Source organism: Microbacterium sp. JC 701 (assembly GCF_021026215.1).
Taxonomy (GTDB): Bacteria; Actinomycetota; Actinomycetes; order Actinomycetales; family Microbacteriaceae; genus Microbacterium; species Microbacterium algihabitans.
The window spans coordinates 243,990-264,942 of record NZ_JAJNCV010000002.1 but is presented as its reverse complement, the minus strand read 5'-3'; the positions used below and the strand labels follow the sequence as shown (position 1 = coordinate 264,942).

Annotated in this window: 16 protein-coding genes; 10 read left to right on the top strand and 6 right to left on the bottom strand. The window is 69.8% G+C overall.

The features are described 5' to 3' along the window. Both LPW41_RS09175 and LPW41_RS09170 read left to right on the top strand, forming a co-directional pair. Positions 1 to 651: an alanine racemase C-terminal domain-containing protein gene (locus LPW41_RS09175; RefSeq protein ID WP_230704651.1), complete on the top strand. Its 651-nt coding sequence runs from the start codon at positions 1 to 3 to the stop codon at positions 649 to 651. Continuing rightward, entirely contained in the window at positions 648 to 1,691 is a 1,044-nt protein-coding gene (locus tag LPW41_RS09170) for an alanine racemase (protein WP_154096626.1), read from the top strand. The genes LPW41_RS09175 and LPW41_RS09170 overlap by 4 nt, the downstream gene beginning before the upstream one ends. Positions 1,692 to 1,753: 62 nt before the next feature. Here LPW41_RS09170 and LPW41_RS09165 read toward each other — a convergent pair whose 3' ends face one another. Next, positions 1,754 to 1,975 (bottom strand): hypothetical protein, encoded by a 222-nt coding sequence (locus LPW41_RS09165; RefSeq protein ID WP_144833563.1) that lies wholly within the window; start codon positions 1,973 to 1,975, stop codon positions 1,754 to 1,756. Positions 1,976 to 2,137: 162 nt separating this feature from the next. Here LPW41_RS09165 and LPW41_RS09160 point away from each other — a divergent pair, with 162 nt between their 5' ends. Continuing rightward, positions 2,138 to 4,210 (top strand): type IIA DNA topoisomerase subunit B, encoded by a 2,073-nt coding sequence (locus LPW41_RS09160; RefSeq protein WP_230704930.1) that lies wholly within the window; start codon positions 2,138 to 2,140, stop codon positions 4,208 to 4,210. Between the two features lie 368 nt (positions 4,211 to 4,578). Here LPW41_RS09160 and LPW41_RS09155 read toward each other — a convergent pair whose 3' ends face one another. Beyond that, positions 4,579 to 7,047, bottom strand: coding sequence for a DNA topoisomerase (ATP-hydrolyzing) subunit A (locus tag LPW41_RS09155; RefSeq protein WP_230704650.1), 2,469 nt, complete (start codon positions 7,045 to 7,047; stop codon positions 4,579 to 4,581). Positions 7,048 to 7,118: 71 nt separating this feature from the next. Here LPW41_RS09155 and LPW41_RS09150 point away from each other — a divergent pair, with 71 nt between their 5' ends. After that, a complete protein-coding gene (locus tag LPW41_RS09150) occupies positions 7,119 to 8,246 on the top strand; it encodes an alkaline phosphatase family protein (RefSeq protein WP_230704649.1) in 1,128 nt (375 codons plus the stop codon). A 116-nt stretch (positions 8,247 to 8,362) separates the two neighbouring features. Here LPW41_RS09150 and sepH read toward each other — a convergent pair whose 3' ends face one another. Next, on the bottom strand, positions 8,363 to 9,388 hold the full coding sequence (gene sepH, locus LPW41_RS09145) for a septation protein SepH (protein WP_154096629.1): 1,026 nt from the start codon (positions 9,386 to 9,388) through the stop codon (positions 8,363 to 8,365). Between the two features lie 222 nt (positions 9,389 to 9,610). Here sepH and LPW41_RS09140 point away from each other — a divergent pair, with 222 nt between their 5' ends. Then, on the top strand, positions 9,611 to 9,904 hold the full coding sequence (locus tag LPW41_RS09140) for a DUF4193 domain-containing protein (RefSeq protein ID WP_056231545.1): 294 nt from the start codon (positions 9,611 to 9,613) through the stop codon (positions 9,902 to 9,904). On the opposite strand, the gene LPW41_RS09135 is transcribed toward LPW41_RS09140, so the two are convergent. Further along, a complete protein-coding gene (locus LPW41_RS09135) occupies positions 9,879 to 10,370 on the bottom strand; it encodes a DUF3093 domain-containing protein (protein ID WP_230704648.1) in 492 nt (163 codons plus the stop codon). The genes LPW41_RS09140 and LPW41_RS09135 overlap by 26 nt on opposite strands. A gap of 12 nt (positions 10,371 to 10,382) precedes the next feature. On the opposite strand from LPW41_RS09135, the gene dut reads away from it, so the two are divergent. The 5 genes from dut to dxs all read left to right on the top strand — a co-directional run bounded on the left by dut (position 10,383) and on the right by dxs (position 17,328). Further along, positions 10,383 to 10,838, top strand: a complete 456-nt coding sequence (gene dut, locus LPW41_RS09130; RefSeq protein ID WP_186325527.1) for a dUTP diphosphatase — start codon at positions 10,383 to 10,385, stop codon at positions 10,836 to 10,838. After that, complete coding sequence (locus LPW41_RS09125; protein ID WP_144833555.1) at positions 10,835 to 11,467, top strand: DUF3710 domain-containing protein; 633 nt, start codon at positions 10,835 to 10,837, stop codon at positions 11,465 to 11,467. The genes dut and LPW41_RS09125 overlap by 4 nt, the downstream gene beginning before the upstream one ends. After that, positions 11,464 to 12,219, top strand: coding sequence for a DUF3159 domain-containing protein (locus LPW41_RS09120; RefSeq protein ID WP_230704647.1), 756 nt, complete (start codon positions 11,464 to 11,466; stop codon positions 12,217 to 12,219). The genes LPW41_RS09125 and LPW41_RS09120 overlap by 4 nt, the downstream gene beginning before the upstream one ends. A 134-nt stretch (positions 12,220 to 12,353) precedes the next feature. Continuing rightward, a complete protein-coding gene (gene acnA, locus LPW41_RS09115) occupies positions 12,354 to 15,212 on the top strand; it encodes an aconitate hydratase AcnA (RefSeq protein ID WP_308071712.1) in 2,859 nt (952 codons plus the stop codon). A gap of 166 nt (positions 15,213 to 15,378) precedes the next feature. Further along, the gene (gene dxs, locus LPW41_RS09110; RefSeq protein ID WP_230704646.1) at positions 15,379 to 17,328 is read left to right on the top strand and encodes a 1-deoxy-D-xylulose-5-phosphate synthase; all 1,950 of its coding nucleotides are present in this window, start codon (positions 15,379 to 15,381) and stop codon (positions 17,326 to 17,328) included. Between the two features lie 226 nt (positions 17,329 to 17,554). On the opposite strand, the gene LPW41_RS09105 is transcribed toward dxs, so the two are convergent. Next, positions 17,555 to 19,693, bottom strand: a complete 2,139-nt coding sequence (locus LPW41_RS09105) for a 3-hydroxyacyl-CoA dehydrogenase NAD-binding domain-containing protein (protein WP_230704645.1) — start codon at positions 19,691 to 19,693, stop codon at positions 17,555 to 17,557. Continuing rightward, positions 19,690 to 20,898 (bottom strand): thiolase family protein, encoded by a 1,209-nt coding sequence (locus LPW41_RS09100; protein ID WP_230704644.1) that lies wholly within the window; start codon positions 20,896 to 20,898, stop codon positions 19,690 to 19,692. The genes LPW41_RS09105 and LPW41_RS09100 overlap by 4 nt, the downstream gene beginning before the upstream one ends. Positions 20,899 to 20,953 lie beyond the last annotated feature (55 nt).

Here is a 20,953-nt window from a genome sequence, read left to right as displayed (position 1 = left end):
GTGACCTCCACGCTCCCTGCCCGCTTGCCCGAGGCCGGGGGAGTGGCACCCGTGGCCCTCGTCTCCGAGTCCGCCCTGCGCCGCAACGCGCCCCTCGCCCTCGCCGCCGGCATCGCGACCGGCGGCGACGACGTGCTCGCCGCCGACGCGTGGGGGCACGGTGCCGAGTGGGTGCGTTCGGTGCTGGAGGATCTCGGAATGGATGCCGCCCCTCTCGATGCCGCGGTCCTGTTCGGCATGCCCGGCTCGCACGCGCAGCCCGTTCTGTCGCTGCGCGGGCGCGCGCTGGGCATTAAGCCGCTGCTGCGCGGGGAGGGCGTCTCGTACGGTTACACGCATCGCGCGCCCCACGACACCACCGTGGCCCTCGTCACCGGTGGCTACGCCCAGGGGGTGGTGCGCTCTCTCGGCAATGCCGCCACCGTCGCGATCGGCGGACGTCGGCATCGCATCGTCGGGCGCGTCGCGATGGACGTCTGCGTGGTCGACGTCGAGGACGCGACCGTCGAGCGCGGGGCCGAGGTCGTCTTCTTCGGCGACCCGGCCGAGGGGCAACCCTCGCTCGAGGAGTGGACGGATGCCACGGACCTCGGCGCCGCGGAGATCGTCGCCCTCGTCGGCGTCCGTGCCGATCGGCGGGTGAGCGCATGAGCGCCGTCTACCGCGTCGACCTCGACGCCTTCGCGCGCAACCTTCGTCGCGTGCGCGAGGCGGTGGCTCCCGCGGCCCACATGCTCGTCGTCAAGGACGACGCCTACGCGCACGGGCTGGAGCCGATCGTGACGCGCGCCGTCGCCGAGGGCGTCCGCTGGATCGGCGCCTTCGACGTGGTCACGGGGGCCGCTGTCCGGCGCATCGCCGGGCCCGACGTGCGGATCTTCGTGTGGCTCATCGGCGGAGCCGACGATCTGGTAGCGGGCATCGCGGCCGACCTCGATCTTGGCATCGGCGACGAAGCACTCCTCGACGACCTCTCCCGGCTCGAGGCCGATCGGCCCGCCCGCGTACACCTCAAGATCGACACGGGCCTGCACCGCAACGGCATCCGTCCGGAACGGTGGGAGGCCGCTCTCGCGCAGACCGCAACGCTGGTCGCGGCGGGGCGCGTGGCGTTCGAAGGAATCTGGTCGCACATCTCCGAGGCCTCGGATGCCGATGACGACGACGCCCGAGCGCTGTTCCTCGCCGCGCGCGAGACGGCCCGCGCAGCGGGACTCGACCCGCGTTTCTCGCACCTGGCCGCCAGCGCGGCCGGTTTCGCGAGGGGCGAGTTCCGCGAAGACCTCGTGCGGGTCGGCGCGTTCTCGTACGGCATCCGTCCCTCCGGAGGCCCGGGGGAGCAGGAGCTCGGCATCGAGCCGATCGCGACGCTGTGGGCCACCGTGACGACCGTGGACGCCGCGGGCGTGCACCTCGACGTGGGGAGCCTGCACGGGCTGCCCAGCGCTCTGGGCGCACGCTTCGACGTGCTCGCCCCCGAGGGACCGCGACGGGTCGAGGCGATCGCGCCGACCGAGACGGTGCTCGCGCCGTGGGCCGGCGCCGCGCCGGGGGATGAGATCGCCCTCTTCGGTCCCGGCGCCCTCTCCAGCGCGACCGATCTCGCCGAACTCATCGACACCATCGGTGAGGAGATCGCGCTCCGCGTCTCACCGACCGTCGCACGCACCTACGTCTCGACCGCCCCCTGAAACGCGGAACGGGCCCCGTCGCACTCGAAGGAGTGCGCGGGGCCCGTTCCGACGTGATGGTCTCAGTCGGCGGCGTTGAGTCGCGCCGTCTCGTCGTGCCACGAGGTGGCGATGCTACGGAGCTTCTCTTCGTACTTGCGGCCATGGTGTGCGCAGAACAGCAACTCGCTGCCGTTCACCTCGGCGGCGATGTAGGCCTGCGCGCCGCAGGAGTCGCAGCGATCCGCCGCCGTCAGGCGGTGATCGAGGACGGCTGACGCTTCGGGTGCAGTCGTGGTGGTCATGTCGGGTGCCCTCCTCAGGTGGTCGTGGGCGAGTCTCCATATACAACCACGCGGATGTTTCCCTTATGCCGCGGCTTGATCACATTTCGCTGTGCGCGTACGGTGACCCGACCTCGCTGTGTGTCTGGCAGGCGATGTCGGTACCCCCGATTACGCTGGGAAATCGTGACGTCCGAGTACTCCGCCCATCATCTGCAGGTCCTCGAGGGCCTCGAAGCCGTGCGCAAGCGCCCGGGCATGTACATCGGGTCCACCGACTCGCGTGGTCTCATGCACTGCCTCTGGGAGATCATCGACAACTCCGTCGACGAAGCCCTCGGCGGCCACGGGTCGCGCATCGACATCGTGTTGCACGCCGACGGCAGTGTCGAGGTGCGCGACCGCGCCCGCGGCATCCCGGTCGACGTCGAGCCCCGCACCGGCCTCACGGGTGTCGAGGTCGTCTTCACCAAGCTGCACGCCGGCGGCAAGTTCGGCGGCGGCTCGTACGCGGCATCCGGGGGTCTGCACGGCGTCGGCGCCTCGGTCGTCAACGCGCTCTCGGAGCGCCTCGACGTCGAGGTCGACCGTGGCGGCAAGACCTACGCGATGTCGTTCCACCGCGGCGAGCCCGGGCAGTTCGCGGGCGACACCCCCGACTCGACCTTCACGCCCTTCGAGCGCAGCAGCGAACTGCGCGTGGTGGGCAAGGCGCCGCGCGGAGTCACCGGCACGCGCATCCGCTACTGGGCCGACCGGCAGATCTTCACGAAAGACGCCGCGTTCGGTCTCGACGAGCTCGTGCAGCGCGTGCGCCAGACGGCGTTCCTCGTGCCGGGCCTCGAGATCGTCGTGCAAGACGAACGGGGCGAGGAGCGCGTCGAGACGAGCTACCGCTTCGACGGCGGCATCTCGGAGTTCGCCGAGTTCCTTGCGCCCGACGCCGCCGTCACCGACACCTGGCGGCTCACCGGTACCGGCACGTTCACTGAGACCGTGCCGGTGCTGCAGCCCGGCGGTTCGATGATCCCCACCGAGGTCGAGCGCGAGTGCGAGGTCGACATCGCGGTGCGATGGGGCACCGGCTACGACACCACGACCCGCTCGTTCGTGAACATCATCGCCACCCCCAAGGGCGGCACGCACCAGCAGGGCTTCGAGCAGGGGCTCATGAAGGTGCTGCGCGCGCAGGTCGAGCAGAACGCCCGCAAGCTCAAGGTCGGCAATGACAAGATCGAGAAAGACGACCTGATGGCCGGCCTTACGGCCGTCATGACCGTACGCCTGCCCGAGCCGCAGTTCGAGGGCCAGACCAAAGAGATCCTCGGCACGCCCGCAGTGCGTCAGATCGTGGCATCCGTCGTGCAGAAGGAGCTCGCGGCGCGCTTCGCCTCGCCCAAGCGCGACGACAAGGCGCAGACCGCACAGCTGCTCGAGAAGATCGTCTCCGAGATGAAGGCGCGCATCTCGGCGCGCACCCACAAAGAGACGCAGCGGCGCAAGAACGCCCTCGAGTCGTCGTCGCTGCCGGCGAAGCTCGTCGACTGCCGCTCCAACGACGTGAACGACTCCGAGCTGTTCATCGTCGAGGGCGACTCCGCCCTCGGAACGGCCAAGCTCGCGCGCAACAGCGAGTACCAGGCGCTGCTGCCCATCCGCGGCAAGATCCTCAACACGCAGAAGGCCTCGATCAGCGACATGCTGTCGAACGCCGAGTGCGCCTCGATCATCCAGGTGATCGGCGCCGGCTCCGGCCGCTCGTTCGATCTCGACGCCGCGCGCTACGGCAAGATCATTCTGATGAGCGACGCCGACGTCGACGGCGCGCACATCCGCACGCTGCTGCTGACGCTGTTCTTCCGGTACATGCGACCCCTGGTCGAAGAAGGCCGCGTGTTCGCCGCCGTGCCGCCCCTGCACCGCGTGATCGTCATGAATCCGGGCTCCAAGCCCAACGAGACGATCTACACCTACAGCGAGCAGGAGCTGCACGCCCTGCTCGCCAAGCTCAAGCGCGGCAACAAGCGCTGGCAGGAGCCGATCCAGCGGTACAAGGGTCTGGGCGAGATGGATGCCGACCAGCTCGCGACCACGACCATGGACCGCGCCGGCCGTATGCTGCGCCGCGTGCGCGTGCAGGACATGGAGGCCGCGGCATCCGTCTTCGACCTGCTCATGGGCAGCGACGTCGCCCCGCGCCGCGAGTTCATCATCGACTCCAGCGACCGCCTGGCGCGCGAGCGCATCGACGTCTGAGCCTGCCGGGGTCCGTCGTCGAGCGGGCTCGCCGTCCTGCGGACGAGAACCCCGACACGCCGTCCCGCCGACGGCCGGACCGGCGTGTCGGCACCCGCGTCCGCACGACGGTCGAGCACACGGCCTCCGCCGCCGTCCTGCGGATTCCGCCCCCGACACGCCGCCGCTTCGGCCGGTCGGACCGGCATGTCGCCGACGGCGTCCGCACGAGGGTCGCACACGGCCCGCGACCGCTCTGCCGCCGCCCCGCCGCCGTCCTGCGGACGAGAACCCCGACACGCCGTCCCGCCGACGGCCGGACCGGCGTGTCGGCACCCGCGTCCGCACGACGGCAGCCGCGACCGACCCGGCTCCACCGGGCCGCGGGCTCAACGGACGACGGTGCCGATCGCGCCGACGACGGCGTCGAGGGGCTGACCTGAGGCGTCGCGCTTGGCGCCGGCATCCGGCAGCGCACGCACCGAGCCGTCGGGGCCCACCGCGCGGGGATCGGTGCCGACCCACGCGAGCACGAGGGCGTCTTCGCCGCGCAGGAGGCGCTGAGTGCGCACTCCGCCGGTGGCGCGCCCCTTGGCGGGGAACTCCGTGAAGGCCGAGACCTTGGCGCTCCCGGCATCGGTGCCCGGCAGCGCGGCCGACGATCCGGCCACGGTCACCACCACCGCGTCGAAGGCCGAGGCCCCGACGACGGCGAAGTCGATCACCCGTGCGCCGTCGGAGAGGCGGATGCCGGCCATGCCGCCCGCCGATCGTCCTTGGGGTCGCACGGAGGAGGCCTCGAAGCGCAGCAGCTGCGCATCGCTCGCGATGAACACGAGCTCGGCGTTGTCGCCGGCGGGAGCGGCGCCCACGACCCGGTCGCCGTCGCGCAGCGAGATGATCTCGATCTCGTCCTTCGTGCCGAGCTCGGTCGCGGCGACCCGCTTGACGACGCCCTGCTCGGTGCCGAGCGCGATGGTGGGGGAGTCGACGAGAGGCACCAGGGCCACGACCTTCTCGCCCTTCGCGAGCGCCAGGTACTGCTCGACCTTCGTGCCCGCGGCGACCTGCACCGAGTTGGCGGGGACGGACGGCAGGTCCACCGGCGAGAAGCGCACGAGACGCCCGGCGGAGGTCACCGCGCCGATGTCGCCGCGCGTGGTCGTGTCGACCGACGAACGGATCGCGTCGTGCTTCGACCGGCGCGCAGGCGGCACCACACCGCCGGCGGGGGCGTCGGCGACGAGCTCGGCGCGCACCATGCGTCCGGTGGCCGACAGGTACACGCGGCACGGGGCGTCGGCGATCTGCAGGTCGACGGCGGCGGCCGCGGCCCTCGCCGAACGGGGCTGTACAGGTCCGCCGTTGAGCAGCATCGTGCGGCGCGGGGTGCCGTAAGCGTCGGCCGCGGCATCCAGTTCTCTCGCCACCTGCTGGCGCAGCAGCGTCTCGCTGCCCAGCAACTCGACCAGCTGCGCGATCTCGGCGTTCAACTGGTCGCGCTCGGCCTCGAGCTCGATGCGCGAGAACTTCGTGAGGCGACGCAGCCGCAGCTCGAGGATGTACTCGGCCTGCGGGTGCGAGAGGTCGAAGACCTCCTGCAGGCGCGTGCGCGCTTCTTCGCTGTCATCGGACGAGCGGATGACCTGGATGACCTCGTCGATGTCGAGGATCGCGATGAGAAGACCCTCGACCAGGTGCAGGCGCTCGCGCTTGCGCGCCAGGCGGAACTCGCTGCGCCGCGTGACGACGCGGATGCGGTGATCGATGTACACCCGCAGCATCTCGCGCAGGCCCAGGGTCTGCGGCTGGCCGTCGACGAGGGCGACGTTGTTGATGCCGAAGGAGTCCTCGAGGGGCGTGAGGCGGTAGAGCTGCTCGAGCACGGCCTTGGGGTCGAAGCCGGTCTTGATGCCGATCACCAGGCGCAGGCCGTTGTTGCGGTCGGTGAGGTCGGTGACGTCGGCGATGCCCGTCAGCTTCTTCGCCTGCACGGCGTCTTTGATCTTCTCGATCACGCGCTCGGGACCGACGAAGTAGGGCAGTTCGGTGATGACGATGCCGGTGCGGCGCGGACCGAGCGACTCGATCGACGCCTTCGCGCGAGTGCGGAACGTGCCGCGGCCGTTCGTGTACGCGTCTTTGATGCCGTCGAGACCCACGATGATGCCGCCCGAGGGCAGGTCGGGGCCGGGCACGAACTCCATGAGCTCTTCGACGGTGGCATCCGGATGCTGCAGCAGGTGGATCGCGGCGGCGACGACCTCGATGAGGTTGTGCGGCGCCATGTTCGTCGCCATGCCGACCGCGATGCCCGTCGCGCCGTTGACCAGCAGGTTGGGGAAGGCGGCCGGGAGCACTTCGGGCTGCTGGAACTGACCGTCGTAGTTCGGGATGAAGTCGACGACGTCCTCGTCGAGGTTCTCGGTCAGCGCCATCGCCGGGGGAGCGAGGCGCGCCTCGGTGTACCGGGGCGCGGCGGGACCGTCGTCGAGCGAGCCGAAGTTGCCGTGGCCGTCGACCAGGGGCACCCGCAGCGAGAAGTACTGGGCCAGGCGCACGAGGGCGTCGTAGATGGGGGCGTCGCCGTGGGGGTGGAGCTTTCCCATCACCTCGCCGACGACGCGGGCGCTCTTGACGTGCCCGCGGTCGGGCCGCAGCCCCATCTCGGCCATCTGGTACAGGATGCGGCGCTGCACCGGCTTGAGTCCGTCGCGGGCGTCGGGGAGGGCCCGCGAGTAGATGACCGAGTAGGCGTACTCGAGGAACGACCCCTGCATCTCGGTCGAGACATCGACGTCTTCGATGCGCTCGACGACGGGTGACGTCGCGGATGAGGAGGAACGGGAATCGGGCATAGGTGCGGCCTCGGGTCGGGCGGGCGTCGCGTCAGGACGGGGATCGGGAGTCGTGTGGAAGACTTGCCGAGATGTCACTCAGCCTACCGGCGGACCCGCCGCGCTCCCGGAGCCTCACCGGTGTGGTGGAGCAGTCGATCGCCGCCCTGACCGGCGAATCCGAGTGGTTCGCTCCCGCGCGCAGTGCCATCGTGTTCCTCATCGACGGCCTCGGCTCGCACAACCTCGCCGCCCGTCGCGGCCACGCGCGCTTCCTCGGCTCGGTCGGGGGCCGGCGCGACGTGGCGCGCACCGTCTTCCCCTCGACCACCGCGGCGGCTCTTTCGAGCCTGCTGACGGGCACCGATCCGGGCGTGCACGGCATCGTCGGCTACCGCGCCCGCATCCCCGGCACCGATCTGGCGCCCAACCAGCTGCACGGGTGGGAGACCGACGGCCTCGACCCGCACACCTGGCAGCGCAGCGAGCCACTGTTCGCCCGCCACGCCGCCGCGGGACGACCGAGCTTCGTCGTTTCCCGCCCCTCGTACACCGGCACCGGCTTCACCGAGGCGACGCTGCGCGGGGCGGAGTTCTTCCCCTCCGACGACCTCGACGAGCGCGTGCATCTCGCGGCCGACCTGGCTGCGCGGCATCCGGGATCGATCACGTATCTGTACGCCCCCGAACTCGACACCGCTGGTCATCGTGACGGGTGGGAGTCCGACCGCTGGACCGACACTCTCGAGCGGGTGGATGCCGCGGCTCGACGCCTCGCCGAGGGTATCGACGCGCACACGGGCGTGCTGGTCACGGCCGATCACGGCATGGTCGACGTGCCGACGCACAAGCACGTGCTGCTGCGCGAGGGCGACGCACTGCTCGACGGCGTCGACATCGTCGGCGGCGAGCCGCGCATGATCCACCTGTACACGGCCGAGGGGCGGGCGGATGCCGTGGCCGCGGTCTGGCGCGAGAGCGAGGCCGCGCGAGCCTGGGTCATGACCCGCGACGAGGCGATCGACGCGGGGCTCTTCGGCCGGGTCGACGACGAGGTGCGCCCCCGCATCGGAGACGTGCTCGTGGCCGCGCGCGGCCGATTCGCCTACTACGACGACCGCGAGGCCGACAAACGACCACAGCGCATGGTCGGCCAGCACGGATCGCTCACCGACGAGGAGCGCACGGTGCCGCTCCTGCGCCTCGGCGCCTTCGCCTGACGCGAGGCCGAGACGCGGCATCCGGATGCCGTCGTGCGGATCTCACGCGCGACGCGCCGTCGTCAGGCACGACTCGTCCCGCGGGTCGGATGTCCGATCCGCAGGACGGCGGGGTGTCAGCTCTCGTCGGAGCGGGCGCCGAACACGATCTCGTCCCACGACGGCATCGACGGACGACCCTTCGTGCGTCGCGCGCCATCCGCCTGCGGACGCTCGGGCTCCGACGTCTTCTCGTCGGCGTCGTCGACGCAGCCCGACTCCGCGGCGTCGAACAGCGCCACCGGCGGGGCCGAAGGACGCGGCTCGGGCTCGACCTCGGTCACGCCCGGAAGCGGCTCGCGCTGTCCGCGGCGCCGACGCAGGGCCTCGAGCAGATCGGCCGTCTCGGATGAGGCGACCGGGGCGTCGGGGGAGCGCTTGATGGCCGCGGCCTGCACGGCCGGGGCGACGGGACCGGTGGCCTCGACGCCCGGCTCGTCGTCGATGTCGAGACGACGCGGCCCGAAGGCTCCGCTGTCGAAGCGCGAGTCGTCTTTGGTCATGCTGTCGAGCGCACGCAGTCGAGGGATGAGTCCCTCGGGCAGCGAGCCCTGGCGGGACAGCTGGATCGCATCGGCGTTCTGCGGCGACAGGCTGCTGCGGCGCGGGTCGAAGCTCCAGCGGGCGTCGTGATCGATGCCGTTCGCGGTGAACTCGAGCTTGACCATCCAGCCCGTGCTCTCCTTCCAGCTCGTCCAGCGCTCGGCCGACGCTCCGGCCTCGGCGAGCTTCGCGCGCACGGCGGCGCCGAACGTGACGGGGGCGTCGTGCTCGAGCGTGCCGCCCAGCAGCACGGGCACGGCGAGGGCCTGAGCGACGACGTGCTCGCGCTCGGCCAGCACCGGGCCCTCGAAACGCTCGACGTCTTCGACGCGGGCGTTCAGCAGAGTCGCGACCTCGCGCGCCGACATCCCGGAGCGGATGTGCGCCTGGATCTCGCGGGGGCTCGGCCGGGGGGCACGATCGTCGTCGGCGCGGTCGCGGCGTGCGCGGCGCGCCTCGGCGCGCAGCACATCGTCGATGGCGAGGGCGAATCGCTCGCCCGCCTGCGTCGCCACGACGAGGACGTCATCTTCGGTTCCGATGACTTTGAGCTGCTCCATACGAAACACCCCTCCGATCTGCGGTCAGGGCCCATGCTGACATGCGCGCCCCGTGCTTTCGGGAATATCGCGGGCGCGCCGCGAGTTTCCCGTCTCGCCAGGACACGCACGCCCACCGGCGAGCATTTGCTTATCGGGATCGGGTCATGCAAACTATGGCCGCCCGATCGGGCACCCGATAGGGCACAGCACCACGAAATCCGGAAGTAGAGACCTGCACGCATGGCAACCGATTACGACGCACCGCGCAAGACCGAGGACGACAGCGAGTCGATCGAGGCCCTCAAGGAGCGCGTGCCCGACAAGGCGTCGGGGTCGATCGACAACGAGGATGCCGACAACCCCTCGGGCTTCGAACTGCCCGGCGCCGACCTTTCCGACATCGAGCTCGATGTCGTCGTCCTTCCCCCTCAGGAAGACGAGTTCACCTGCATGAACTGCTTCCTCGTGAAGCACCGTTCGCAGATCGCCGAAGAGAGCGGCCCCGGCTTCATCTGCCTGGAGTGCGCAGCCTGACCTGAGCGCGCTGGATCGCCGCCACCAGGCGGTCCGGCGTGCGGGTGGACACCACCCACATCGGGGTCGGATCGTCGGGGTCGGTCACGGGAACCGTGACGATGCCGTCGATCCCGCCCCGGATCACATGCCACGCCCGGTGGTCGAGACCACTCCCACGGGCGGTGCGGGCCTCTTCCGCGACGACGCCGGCGGGAACTCCCAGCAGATCGACGGGAATGTGCGCGCGACCGGCTCGCAACTCCCCGTCGCGCACCTCCACCACGGGCGAGAACGCCAGCAGGGCGACGACGATCGCGACCGACACCACCAGCCCGATGAACAGGGCGAGGGTCGTGTCGAGCGGCGAGAAGACGACGGCTGCCATCGGGCCGCAGACGGCGGCTGCCACCAGCGCCCACAACGACGGACTCAGGCGTTCGCGGTACTCGACTGCGGTGCGGATGCCGCACCTCCTCTTCTGCATTACCCTCGGGGGGTGACCGAAACGGTGGACGTCCCAATTGTCGCATCCGAGCCCCCGGTCTTCGCCCACCCCGGCGACGCCGGAGCCGACCTGACGGCCGCCGAGGCCGTCCGCCTTGAGCCCGGCCGGCGCGCGCTCGTGTCGACCGGCGTGCGCATCGCGCTGCCCGAGGGATACGCCGCGTTCGTGGTTCCGCGCAGCGGCCTGGCCGCCAAGCACGGCATCACCATCGTGAACTCCCCCGGCACCATCGACGCGGGATACCGCGGCGAGATCAAGGTCGCCCTGCTGAACACCGACCTCGACGAGGCCTATGACATCGCGGTCGGAGACCGCATCGCCCAGCTCATCGTGATGCCCGTCCCGCCCGTGCGCTTCGTCCCCGTCGACGAACTTCCCGACAGCGTGCGCGGCGACGGCGGTTTCGGATCGAGCGGATACCAGAGCTTGCAAGGGAGCACCCGATGACCGACGACGAGTCGCAGACCACCACCACCGCCGCAGACGAGGCGGGCACCGATCTGGCCCCCGCGACCAAGAGCGCGCCCCTCGACCGCGAGAACGCGGGCCCGTTCGACGAGTCCGAGGCCAACCCCGTGCGCCCCTACATCGACCTGGGCGGCATCAAGATCCTGCCGCGAGAGGGCCTCAACCTGCGTCTCGAGGTCGAGGAGCAGACCAAGCGCATCGTCGCCGTCGGTCTCGACTACGCCGAGTCCACCCTGCAGGTGCAACCGTTCGCCGCGCCGCGCACGAGCGGCCTCTGGGAGGAGACGCGCGAGCAGATCCGCCAGCAGGTGAAGCAGCAGGGCGGCCGTGTCGAAGAGCGTGAGGGCCCGCTCGGGCCGGAGCTACTCGCCGAGGTCCCCGTGGCCGGAGCCGACGGCGCGGGCAAGCGCCTCGCGCGCTTCGTCGGTGTGGACGGACCGCGCTGGTTCCTCCGCGGCGTCATCGGGGGAGCGGCGACCAGCGACGTCGAGGCCGCGGCCGCCGTCGAAGACCTCTTCCGCTCGATCGTGGTGGTGCGCGGCTCGTCGCCCATGCCCCCGCGCGATCTCATTCCTCTCCGGATGCCGTCGACCCCCGGCACGGCATGAGCGACGACTCCGTCCGTCCCGGGCGCGAGGACGACCGCGTCCCCCTCGACCCGCCGTCGGCGGCCGACAGCGTGAGCGCCGCACTCGGCAACGCCGCGCGCCGTGCGGGCCTCGACCCCGCCAAGCACTCCAGCACCGGCGCGGCCGTCTGGGCGGCGATGGGCGGGGTGCGCGGCATCCTGGAATCCGTCCTGCCGTCACTGGCGTTCGTCGTGCTCTTCACGGTCACCATCGACCCCGAGACGCGCCAGGGCAACCTGTGGCTCAGCTTGGGCGTCTCGGTGGGTCTCGCGGTGGTCTTTACCCTCGCGCGTCTCATCGCGAAGTCGCCGCCCAGCGCCGCGATCGGCGGTCTGCTGGCCACGGTCGGCGCCGCCGTGCTCTCGCTGGTGACCGGCCGCGGGCAGGACAACTTCGTGCTCGGCTTCTTCACCAACGGCGCGTACGGCACGGCCTTCCTCGTGTCGGCGCTGGTGGGCTGGCCGCTGATCGGTCTCGCCGCGGGGTACCTGCTGGGCGAGGGCACGCGGTGGCGCGCCGACAAGCGCAAGCGCCGCGCCTACACGTGGCTGTCGATCGCCTGGGCCGCGCTCTTCGCGGCGCGCCTGGCCGTTCAGCTCCCGCTGTATTTCGCGGGAGACGTGACCGCGCTCGGCACTCTGAAGATCGTCATGGGCCTGCCGTTGTTCGCGCCGATGCTCGCCGTGACGTGGCTCGTGGCGCGTGCTCTGCACCCCAGGCGCGAGTCCTGATAATATCTTGACATCAAGATAAATCCGACGCCCTGCGCGGTTAGGTCGACCTTCCTGGTTTCGACCGAGCGGCACGGGGAAGATGGAGAAATGCGGGCCTGAAGCCTGCGCATTCGCCGACGAAGGAGACGATCGTGTCCACGGTTGACAGCTTCGGTGCAAAGAGCACCCTGACGGTCGGCAGCACCGACTACGAGATCTTCCGGGTCGACACGGTCGCCGGTTACGAGAAGCTCCCCTTCAGCCTGAAGGTGCTGCTCGAGAACTTGCTCCGCACCGAAGACGGTGCCAACGTCACCAAGGAGCAGATCCAGGCGCTCGGCTCGTGGGACCCCACGGCCGAGCCCGACACCGAGATCCAGTTCACGCCCGCCCGCGTGGTCATGCAGGACTTCACCGGTGTGCCCTGCATCGTCGACCTCGCCACCATGCGCGAGGCCGTCACCGCCCTCGGCGGCGACCCGAACAAGATCAACCCGCTCTCGCCCGCCGAGATGGTCATCGACCACTCGGTCATCGCCGACCTGTTCGGCAGCGAGAACGCCCTCGAGCGCAACGTCGAGATCGAGTACGAGCGCAACGGCGAGCGGTACCAGTTCCTGCGCTGGGGCCAGACGGCGTTCGACGACTTCAAGGTCGTTCCCCCGGGAACCGGCATCGTGCACCAGGTCAACATCGAGCACCTGGCCAAGGTCGTCTACGACCGTGCTTCGACAAGCTCAGCAACCGGTGAAGAGGTCCTCCGCGCGTACCCCGACACCTGCGTCGGCACCGACTCGCACACCACGATGGTCAACGGCCTGGGCGTGCTCGGTTGGGGCGTCGGCGGCATCGAGGCCGAGGCGGCCATGCTCGGCCAGCCCGTGTCGATGCTCATCCCGCGCGTCGTCGGCTTCAAGCTCAGCGGCGAGATCCCCGCCGGTGTGACCGCGACCGACGTCGTGCTCACCATCACCGACATGCTCCGCAAGCACGGCGTGGTCGGCAAGTTCGTCGAGTTCTACGGCGAGGGCGTCGCCTCGGTGCCGCTGGCCAACCGCGCCACCATCGGCAACATGAGCCCCGAGTTCGGTTCGACCGCCGCGATGTTCCCCATCGACGACGTCACGATTGACTACCTGCGCCTGACCGGCCGCGACGAGCAGACCATCGCGCTCGTCGAGGCGTACGCCAAGGAGCAGAAGCTCTGGCACGACCCCGACCGCGAGCTGGCCTTCAGCGAATTCATGGAGCTCGACCTGTCGACGGTCGTCCCCTCGATCGCCGGCCCGAAGCGCCCCCAGGACCGCATCCTGCTGTCCGAGGCCAAGTCGCAGTTCGAGAAGGACATCCTCAACTACGCCGACACCTCGATCTCCGACTCGATCGTCGATCTCGAGGTCGACGGCACGTTCCCGGCATCCGACCCGGGTTCGGTCCCGGGCGAAGAGCACGAAGACGTCACCGACAGCGACGTGCTCATCTCGTCGGGCCACCCCGTCAACGCCTCGAAGCCCGTCAAGGTCACCACGCCCGACGGACAGTCGTACCTGCTCGACAACGGTGCTGTCACGCTCGCGGCGATCACCTCGTGCACGAACACCTCGAACCCCTCGGTCATGATCGCGGCGGGCCTGCTCGCCAAGAACGCCGTCGACAAGGGCCTCAAGCGCAAGCCGTGGGTCAAGACGACGCTCGGACCGGGCTCGAAGGTCGTCACCGACTACTACGAGAAGTCCGGCCTCGACAAGGCGCTCGAGGGCCTCGACTTCTACACCGTCGGCTACGGCTGCACGATCTGCATCGGCAACTCGGGACCCCTCATCGAAGAGGTCTCCGAGGCCGTCAACGAGAACGACCTCGCCGTCACGGCCGTCCTCTCAGGCAACCGCAACTTCGAGGGCCGCATCAGCCCCGACGTGAAGATGAACTACCTGGCCTCGCCGCCCCTCGTGGTCGCGTACGCCCTCGCCGGCTCGATGAACTTCGACTTCGAGACCGACGCCCTGGGCAAGGACCAGAACGGCGACGACGTCTTCCTGAAGGACATCTGGCCCGCTCCCGACCAGGTGCAGACGATCATCGACGCGTCGATCTCGCGCGAGCAGTTCATCCAGCAGTACGCCACGGTCTTCGAGGGCGACGAGCGCTGGAAGAACCTGCCCACCCCGACCGGCCCGATCTTCGAGTGGGATGCCGACTCCACGTACGTCCGCAAGGCTCCGTACTTCGAGGGCATGACCATGCAGCCCGACCCGGTGCGCGACATCACCGGCGCGCGCGTCATGGCGACCCTGGGCGACTCGGTCACCACCGACCACATCAGCCCGGCCGGCAACATCAAGGCGAGCACCCCCGCCGCGCAGTACCTGATGGAGCACGGCGTCGCGCAGAAGGACTTCAACTCCTACGGCTCGCGTCGTGGAAACCACGAAGTCATGATCCGCGGCACCTTCGCCAACATCCGCCTGAAGAACGAGATGGTCGCCGCCGTCAACGACGGTCAGGTCATCGAGGGCAGCTGGACCCGCGACTTCACGCAGGAGGGCGGCCCGCAGACGTACATCTACGACGCGAGCCAGAACTACCAGGCGCAGGAGACCCCGCTGGTCATCTTCGGCGGCAAGGAGTACGGCTCCGGCTCGTCGCGCGACTGGGCGGCCAAGGGCACCAAGCTCCTCGGCGTGAAGGCGGTCATCACCGAGAGCTTCGAGCGCATCCACCGCTCGAACCTCATCGGCATGGGCGTCGTCCCGCTGCAGTTCCCCGCCGGCGAGAGCTGGAAGTCGCTGGGCCTCGACGGCACCGAGATCATCTCGATCGAGGGGCTCGAGCAGCTCAACGAGGGCGTCACCCCGAAGACCGTGAAGGTCACCGCCGAGCCGAGCGAGTTCTCGCCCGAGGGCAAGCAGACCATCACGTTCGACGCCGTGGTCCGCATCGACACCCCCGGTGAGGCCGACTACTACCGCAACGGCGGCATCCTGCAGTACGTGCTGCGTTCGCTGGTCTGATCCACGAACGACGGTGCCCCGGGAGCCTCGGGCTCCCGGGGCACCGTCGTTCGCGCAGAGAGTACACGGCGGCCGAACGCAAGCCGATTGCCGGGCCCGCAGCACCCCCGGAGACTAGAATCGACCCGTACGCGCGCCCCCGCGCGCACCGCACGAGAGGAGTCGTATGGCTCTCCTACCCGGTATCCATGGACCGCGCGACCTCGACGCGCTGAACCCCGACCAGCTGCGTCAGCTGGCCGCCGAGGTCCGGTCCTTCCTCGTCGAGAACGTCGCCCGCACCGGCGGGCACCTCGGTCCGAACCTGGGCGTCGTCGAGCTGACGATCGCCTTGCACAAGGTCTTCGACTCGCCCTCCGACCCGATCATCTTCGACACGGGACACCAGTCGTACGTGCACAAGATGCTCACCGGTCGCCAGGACTTCTCGCTGCTGCGCTCGCGCGGCGGCCTCGCCGGCTACCCGCAGCGCTCCGAGAGCGAGCACGACGTCGTGGAGTCGTCGCACGCCTCCAGCTCCCTCAGCTGGGCCGACGGCGTCTCGCGGGCCTTCAGCCGCACCGGTCGCCGCGATCGTCATGTCGTCGCCGTCGTCGGTGACGGCGCCCTCACGGGCGGCATGACCTGGGAAGCGCTGAACAACATCAGCGACGACAACGATCGCAACCTCGTCATCGTCGTCAACGACAACGGTCGCTCCTACGCCCCGACGATCGGCGGCATGGCGCGCTACCTCAACCGCGTGCGCACCAACGAGGCCTACCGCACCTTGCACCGCGGGTCGGACACCCTGTTCCGCCGCCTCGGGCCCGCCGCCCGCGCCGTGTACCGCGGTGTCCGCGGCGGCACGCACGGCTTCCTGTCGCGCTTCACGAACAACGAGGCGCTCTACAGCAACCTCGACATCAAGTACCTCGGACCCATCGACGGCCACGACTTCGAATCGCTCATCGAGACGCTGGAGCTGGCCAAGTCGTACGGCGCTCCGGTCATCGTGCACGCCATCACCGATAAGGGCAGCGGTTACGCCCCGGCGATGAGCGACGAGGCCGACCAGTTCCACGCGGTGGGCAAGATCGACCCGATCACGGGTGAGGCCCTGGGCTCGGGCGGCGGTCTGCAGTGGACCGACGTCTTCGCCGAAGAGCTGGTGAAGGTCGGCTCCGAGCGCAAGGAGATCATCGCGATGACCGCGGCGATGCTCCGCCCCACCGGTCTGCAGCAGTTCGCCGAGCGCTTCCCCGAGCGCGTGTACGACGTGGGCATCGCCGAGCAGCACGCCGTGGCATCCGCCGCCGGTCTCGCCTTCGGCGGCCTGCACCCCGTCGTGGCGATCTACGCGACCTTCATGAACCGCGCGTTCGACCAGGTCATGATGGACGTCGCCCTGCACAAGGCCGGCGTCACGTTCGTGCTCGACCGCGCCGGGGTCACCGGCCCCGACGGTCCGAGCCACCACGGCATCTGGGATCTCGCGATGCTGCAGCTGGTCCCCGGCATCCGCATCGCCGCCCCGCGCGACGCCGCGCGCCTGCGAGAAGTATTCCGTGAGGCGACCGCGGTCGAAGACGCGCCCACCGTGGTGCGCTATCCCAAGGGCAAGGTCAACGACGACGTCGAGGCGATCGAGCGACTTCACGACGGCGTCGATGTGCTGAGCCGCGGCTCGAGCGAAGACGTGCTGCTGGTCGGCATCGGTCCGATGGTGCACCTCGCCCTCGAGGTCGCGGAGCGTCTCAAGGCGCAGGGCATCGGCGCGACGGTCATCGACCCGCGCTGGGCGATCCCGGTGCAGCCCTCGATCGTCGAGCTGGCGCGCGAGCACCGTCTCGTGATCACGATCGAAGACGGCATCCGCGTCGGCGGCGTCGGCACCCGCGTGCGGCAGGTGCTGCGCGAGGCGGGCGTCGACACGGCCGTCGACGAGCTCGGCATCCCCGACGAATTCATCGACCACGCGACGCGCGAGCAGATCCTCGACGACGCCGGCCTGACGGCGGCGAAGATCGCGCACGACGTGGTCGCCCAGGTGCTCGGCACGCGCATCCCCATGGCGCGGCAGACGCCGACCGGCTCGATCCCCACGATCGAGCAGTGGGAGAAGTCGCGCCCGTAAGCGCTCGATCGACGCGGAACAGGCCGGGATGCCATCATCCCGGCCTGTTTCACGTCTCGGCCCCACATCACGGCGTCACGAGAACAGGGCGATGCACAGAGAACAGGACGAAACGGCCGCAAACGCCCTGTTCTCGTCGCGCCGCCTGTTCTGGTGACGGCGCACCGCCCGCACGACCGACAGCGGCGCCGCCCCATCGGGGACGGCGCCGCTGTCGTCTCCGGGGTCAGGCCCCGATGCCGCGGATGGGCGGGTGGTGGAACGTGTCGCCGAAGGCGCGCTCCGACGCCCCCTCGCGGTCGAGGTAGGGCGAGGCCCCACCGTCGATGAAGGGCCAGCCGGCGCCGAGGATGAGGCACAGGTCGATGTCCTGCACCTCGGGGACAACGCCCTCGTCCAGCATGATCTTGATCTCCTGGGCGAGGCCGTCCTGCACGCGGGCGAGGATCGTCTCGGGCGCGACGGGCGTCTTGCCGGTCACGAGCACCTTCTGCGCGGCCTTGGTCCAGCCGGTCACCCGACCACCTTTGTCCTTCTCGACGACCTCGGGCAGGGCCGCGAGCTCGTGGAAGTTCTCCGACGAGAAGAACCGGTCGGGGAATGCGTGCGCCATCGTGTCCTGCACGTGGGCGGCGACCTTCCAGCCGACCAGGTCGATGAGCTGGAACGGCCCCATCGGCAGACCGAGGGGCGCGAACGCCTTCTCCACCACCGTGATCGGTGTTCCCTCGTAGACCGCGCGAGCGGCCTCTCCCATGACCTTGGCGAGCAGGCGGTTCACGACGAACCCGGGCGCGTCCGCCGTGAGCACGGCGTTCTTCCCGAGTCCCTTCGCCACGACGAACGCGGTCGAGAGAGCGGCGTCGGATGTGGCATCCGTCTTCACGACCTCGATGAGCGGCATGACCGCGACCGGGTTGAAGAAGTGGAAGCCGACCAGGCGCTCCGGGTTCTGCAGCACCGAGCCGATCTCGGCGACCGAGAGCGAGGAGGTGTTCGTGGCGAGGATCGCGTCGTCGGCGACGATCTTCTCGATGGCCGAGAAGACCTCCTGCTTGACACCCACCTCTTCGAAGACGGCCTCGATGACGAAGTCGCAGTCGGCGAACTCCGACCGGTCGGTCGTGCCGTGCACGAGGGCGCGCAGCTGGTTGGCCGTGTCGCCGTCCAGGCGGCCCTTGGCCTCGAGCTTGCCGATCTCGTCTCGAATGGATGCCACGCCCTTGTCGACCCGCCCCTGATCGAGGTCGGTGATGATCACGGGCACCCGCAGCTTGCGCACGAACAGCAGCGCGAACTGCGAGGCCATGAGGCCGGCGCCGATGACGCCGACCTTGGTGACCTTCTTGGCGAGCGGCTTGTCGGGGGCTCCGACGGGACGCTTGGCGCGCTTCTGGACGAGATCGAAGGCGTACATGGATGCCGCGAACTGGTCGCCCGTGATGAGCTCGGCCAGCGCCTCGTCTTCGCGCGCGAAACCCTCGGCCTTGGTGCCGCTCTTCGCCTTGTCGAGCAGGTCGAGCGCGACGTAGGGGGAGCGGGGCACGGTGCCGATCTTCGACTCGAGCATGCCGCGGGCCATCTTGATCGCGATGGGCCACTTCGTCAGGCGCTCGAGCTTGCCGGGCTCGTTCTTGCGCTCCACCCGGACTCGCCCGGTGAGCACGCCGTCGGCCCACCGCAGCGAGTCCTCGAGGTAGGAGGCCGCCGGGAAGATGGCATCCATGATCCCGAGATCGAACGCCTGCTGGGGCTTGAGCATGCGGTTCTGCTTGAGCGGGTTCGAGATGACGACCTCGAGCGCGTTCTCGATGCCGATGAGGTTCGGCAGCAGGTAGGCGCCGCCCCAGCCGGGGATGATGCCGAGGAACACCTCGGGCAGCGCGACCGCCGCGGCCGACGAGTCGACCGTGCGGTAGGTCGAGTTCAATGCGATCTCGAGACCGCCGCCGAGGGCGAGGCCGTTGACGAACGCGAACGAGGGCACGCCGAGCTCCGACAGCGAGCCGATCACCTGGTGACCGCGCTGCGCGATGAGACGGGCGACGTCTTTCGAGGGCAGCTTCGCCACGTCGGACAGGTCAGCGCCCGCCGCGAGGATGTACTGCTTGCCCGTGATCGCGACCGCGTGGATCTCGCCCTTCGCGGCACGCTCCTTCAGCGTCTCGAGCGTCTGCCCGAGCTCGGCGAGGGTCGCGGGTCCCAGCGTGTTGGGCCGGGTGTGGTCGCGACCGTTGTCGAGCGTGATCAGCGCCAGCACGTTGCCCGAGGGGAGCCGCACGTCGCGGACGGGGGAGTGGGTCACCACCTCGTCGCCGGTGAGGGCGTCGAGGGGCGTGAAGTCGATCGAGGTGTAGTCGGTCACTTGCGCTTCTTCTTTCCGTCGAAGAACGGGTTCTCCCAGATGACCGAGCCGCCCTGTCCCAGGCCCACGCACATGGCGGTGAGGCCGTAGCGCACGTCGGGACGCTCGGCGAACTGCGCGGCCAGCTGGATCATGAGACGCACTCCGGATGCCGCGAGCGGGTGGCCCAGGGCGATGGCACCGCCCCACGGGTTCACGCGCGGGTCGTCGTCGGCGATGCCGAAGTGATCGAGCAGCGAGATCACCTGGATGGCGAAGGCCTCGTTGAGCTCGAACAGGCCGATGTCGTCGATCGTGAGCCCGGCCTTCTCGAGGGCCTTCTCGGTCGAGGGGATCGGTCCGATGCCCATGATCTCGGGCTCGACGCCCGCGAACGCGAACGAGACCATGCGCATCTTGGGCGCGAGGCCGAACTCCTTCACGGCGCCGGCGCCCGCGAGCAGGCTGATGGTCGCGCCGTCGGTGAGCGGCGACGACGTACCTGCTGTGACCCGCCCGTGCGGGCGGAACGGCGTCTTCAGCGTCGCGAGGCCCTCGACGGTGGTCTCGGGTCGACGACCCTCGTCCTCCGTGGCGAGGCCCCAGGCGCCCTCGGCGTCCTTGACGGCGACCGAGACCAGGTCGGGCTGGATCTTGCCCGCCTCGTAGGCGGCCTGCACCTTGTGCTGGCTGGCGGCGCCGAAGCGGTCGGCGCGCTCCTTCGTGAGGTGCGGGAAGCGGTCGTGGATGCGCTCGGCGGTGACGCCCATGTTCAGCGCACCCGGGTCTACGAGCTTCTCGGCCACGAAGCGCGGGTTCGGGTCGACGTTGCCGCCGATGGGGTGGCGGCCCATGTGCTCGACGCCGCCGGCGAGGGCGAGGTCGTACATGCCGACGCCGATCGAGGCGCCCATCGTGGTGACGCTCGTCATGGCGCCGGCGCACATGCGCTCGATCGCCAGGCCCGGCACGGTCATCGGCAGACCCGCGAGGATCGCCGCCGTGCGTCCGAGGGTCAGTCCCTGGTCACCGGTCTGCGAGGTCGCGGCGATCGCCACGTCGTCGATCCGGTCCTTGGGAACGTCGCCGTTGCGCTCCATCAACCCGATGATCGCCTTGACCACGAGGTCGTCGGCGCGGGTGTTCCAGTACATGCCTTTTTCGCCGGCGCGCCCGAAGGGGGTGCGCATTCCGTCGACGAAGAAGACGTCCGTCATCTCGGCCACTCTGCCTCCATAGTTTGGGATGACCCCAGCCTAGGAAGACCGATCAGGGGAGAGG

What these genes read in the sequence shown, in the direction of transcription:
- LPW41_RS09165 (WP_144833563.1), bottom strand. Translation starts at nt 1,975, where the DNA reads ATGACCACCACGACTGCACCCGAAGCGTCAGCCGTCCTCGATCACCGC.
- LPW41_RS09135 (WP_230704648.1), bottom strand. Translation starts at nt 10,370, where the DNA reads ATGCAGAAGAGGAGGTGCGGCATCCGCACCGCAGTCGAGTACCGCGAA.
- dxs (WP_230704646.1), top strand. Translation starts at nt 15,379, where the DNA reads ATGGCTCTCCTACCCGGTATCCATGGACCGCGCGACCTCGACGCGCTG.
- LPW41_RS09125 (WP_144833555.1), top strand. Translation starts at nt 10,835, where the DNA reads ATGACCGACGACGAGTCGCAGACCACCACCACCGCCGCAGACGAGGCG.
- LPW41_RS09120 (WP_230704647.1), top strand. Translation starts at nt 11,464, where the DNA reads ATGAGCGACGACTCCGTCCGTCCCGGGCGCGAGGACGACCGCGTCCCC.
- LPW41_RS09170 (WP_154096626.1), top strand. Translation starts at nt 648, where the DNA reads ATGAGCGCCGTCTACCGCGTCGACCTCGACGCCTTCGCGCGCAACCTT.
- LPW41_RS09150 (WP_230704649.1), top strand. Translation starts at nt 7,119, where the DNA reads ATGTCACTCAGCCTACCGGCGGACCCGCCGCGCTCCCGGAGCCTCACC.
- sepH (WP_154096629.1), bottom strand. Translation starts at nt 9,388, where the DNA reads ATGGAGCAGCTCAAAGTCATCGGAACCGAAGATGACGTCCTCGTCGTG.
- LPW41_RS09140 (WP_056231545.1), top strand. Translation starts at nt 9,611, where the DNA reads ATGGCAACCGATTACGACGCACCGCGCAAGACCGAGGACGACAGCGAG.
- LPW41_RS09155 (WP_230704650.1), bottom strand. Translation starts at nt 7,047, where the DNA reads ATGCCCGATTCCCGTTCCTCCTCATCCGCGACGTCACCCGTCGTCGAG.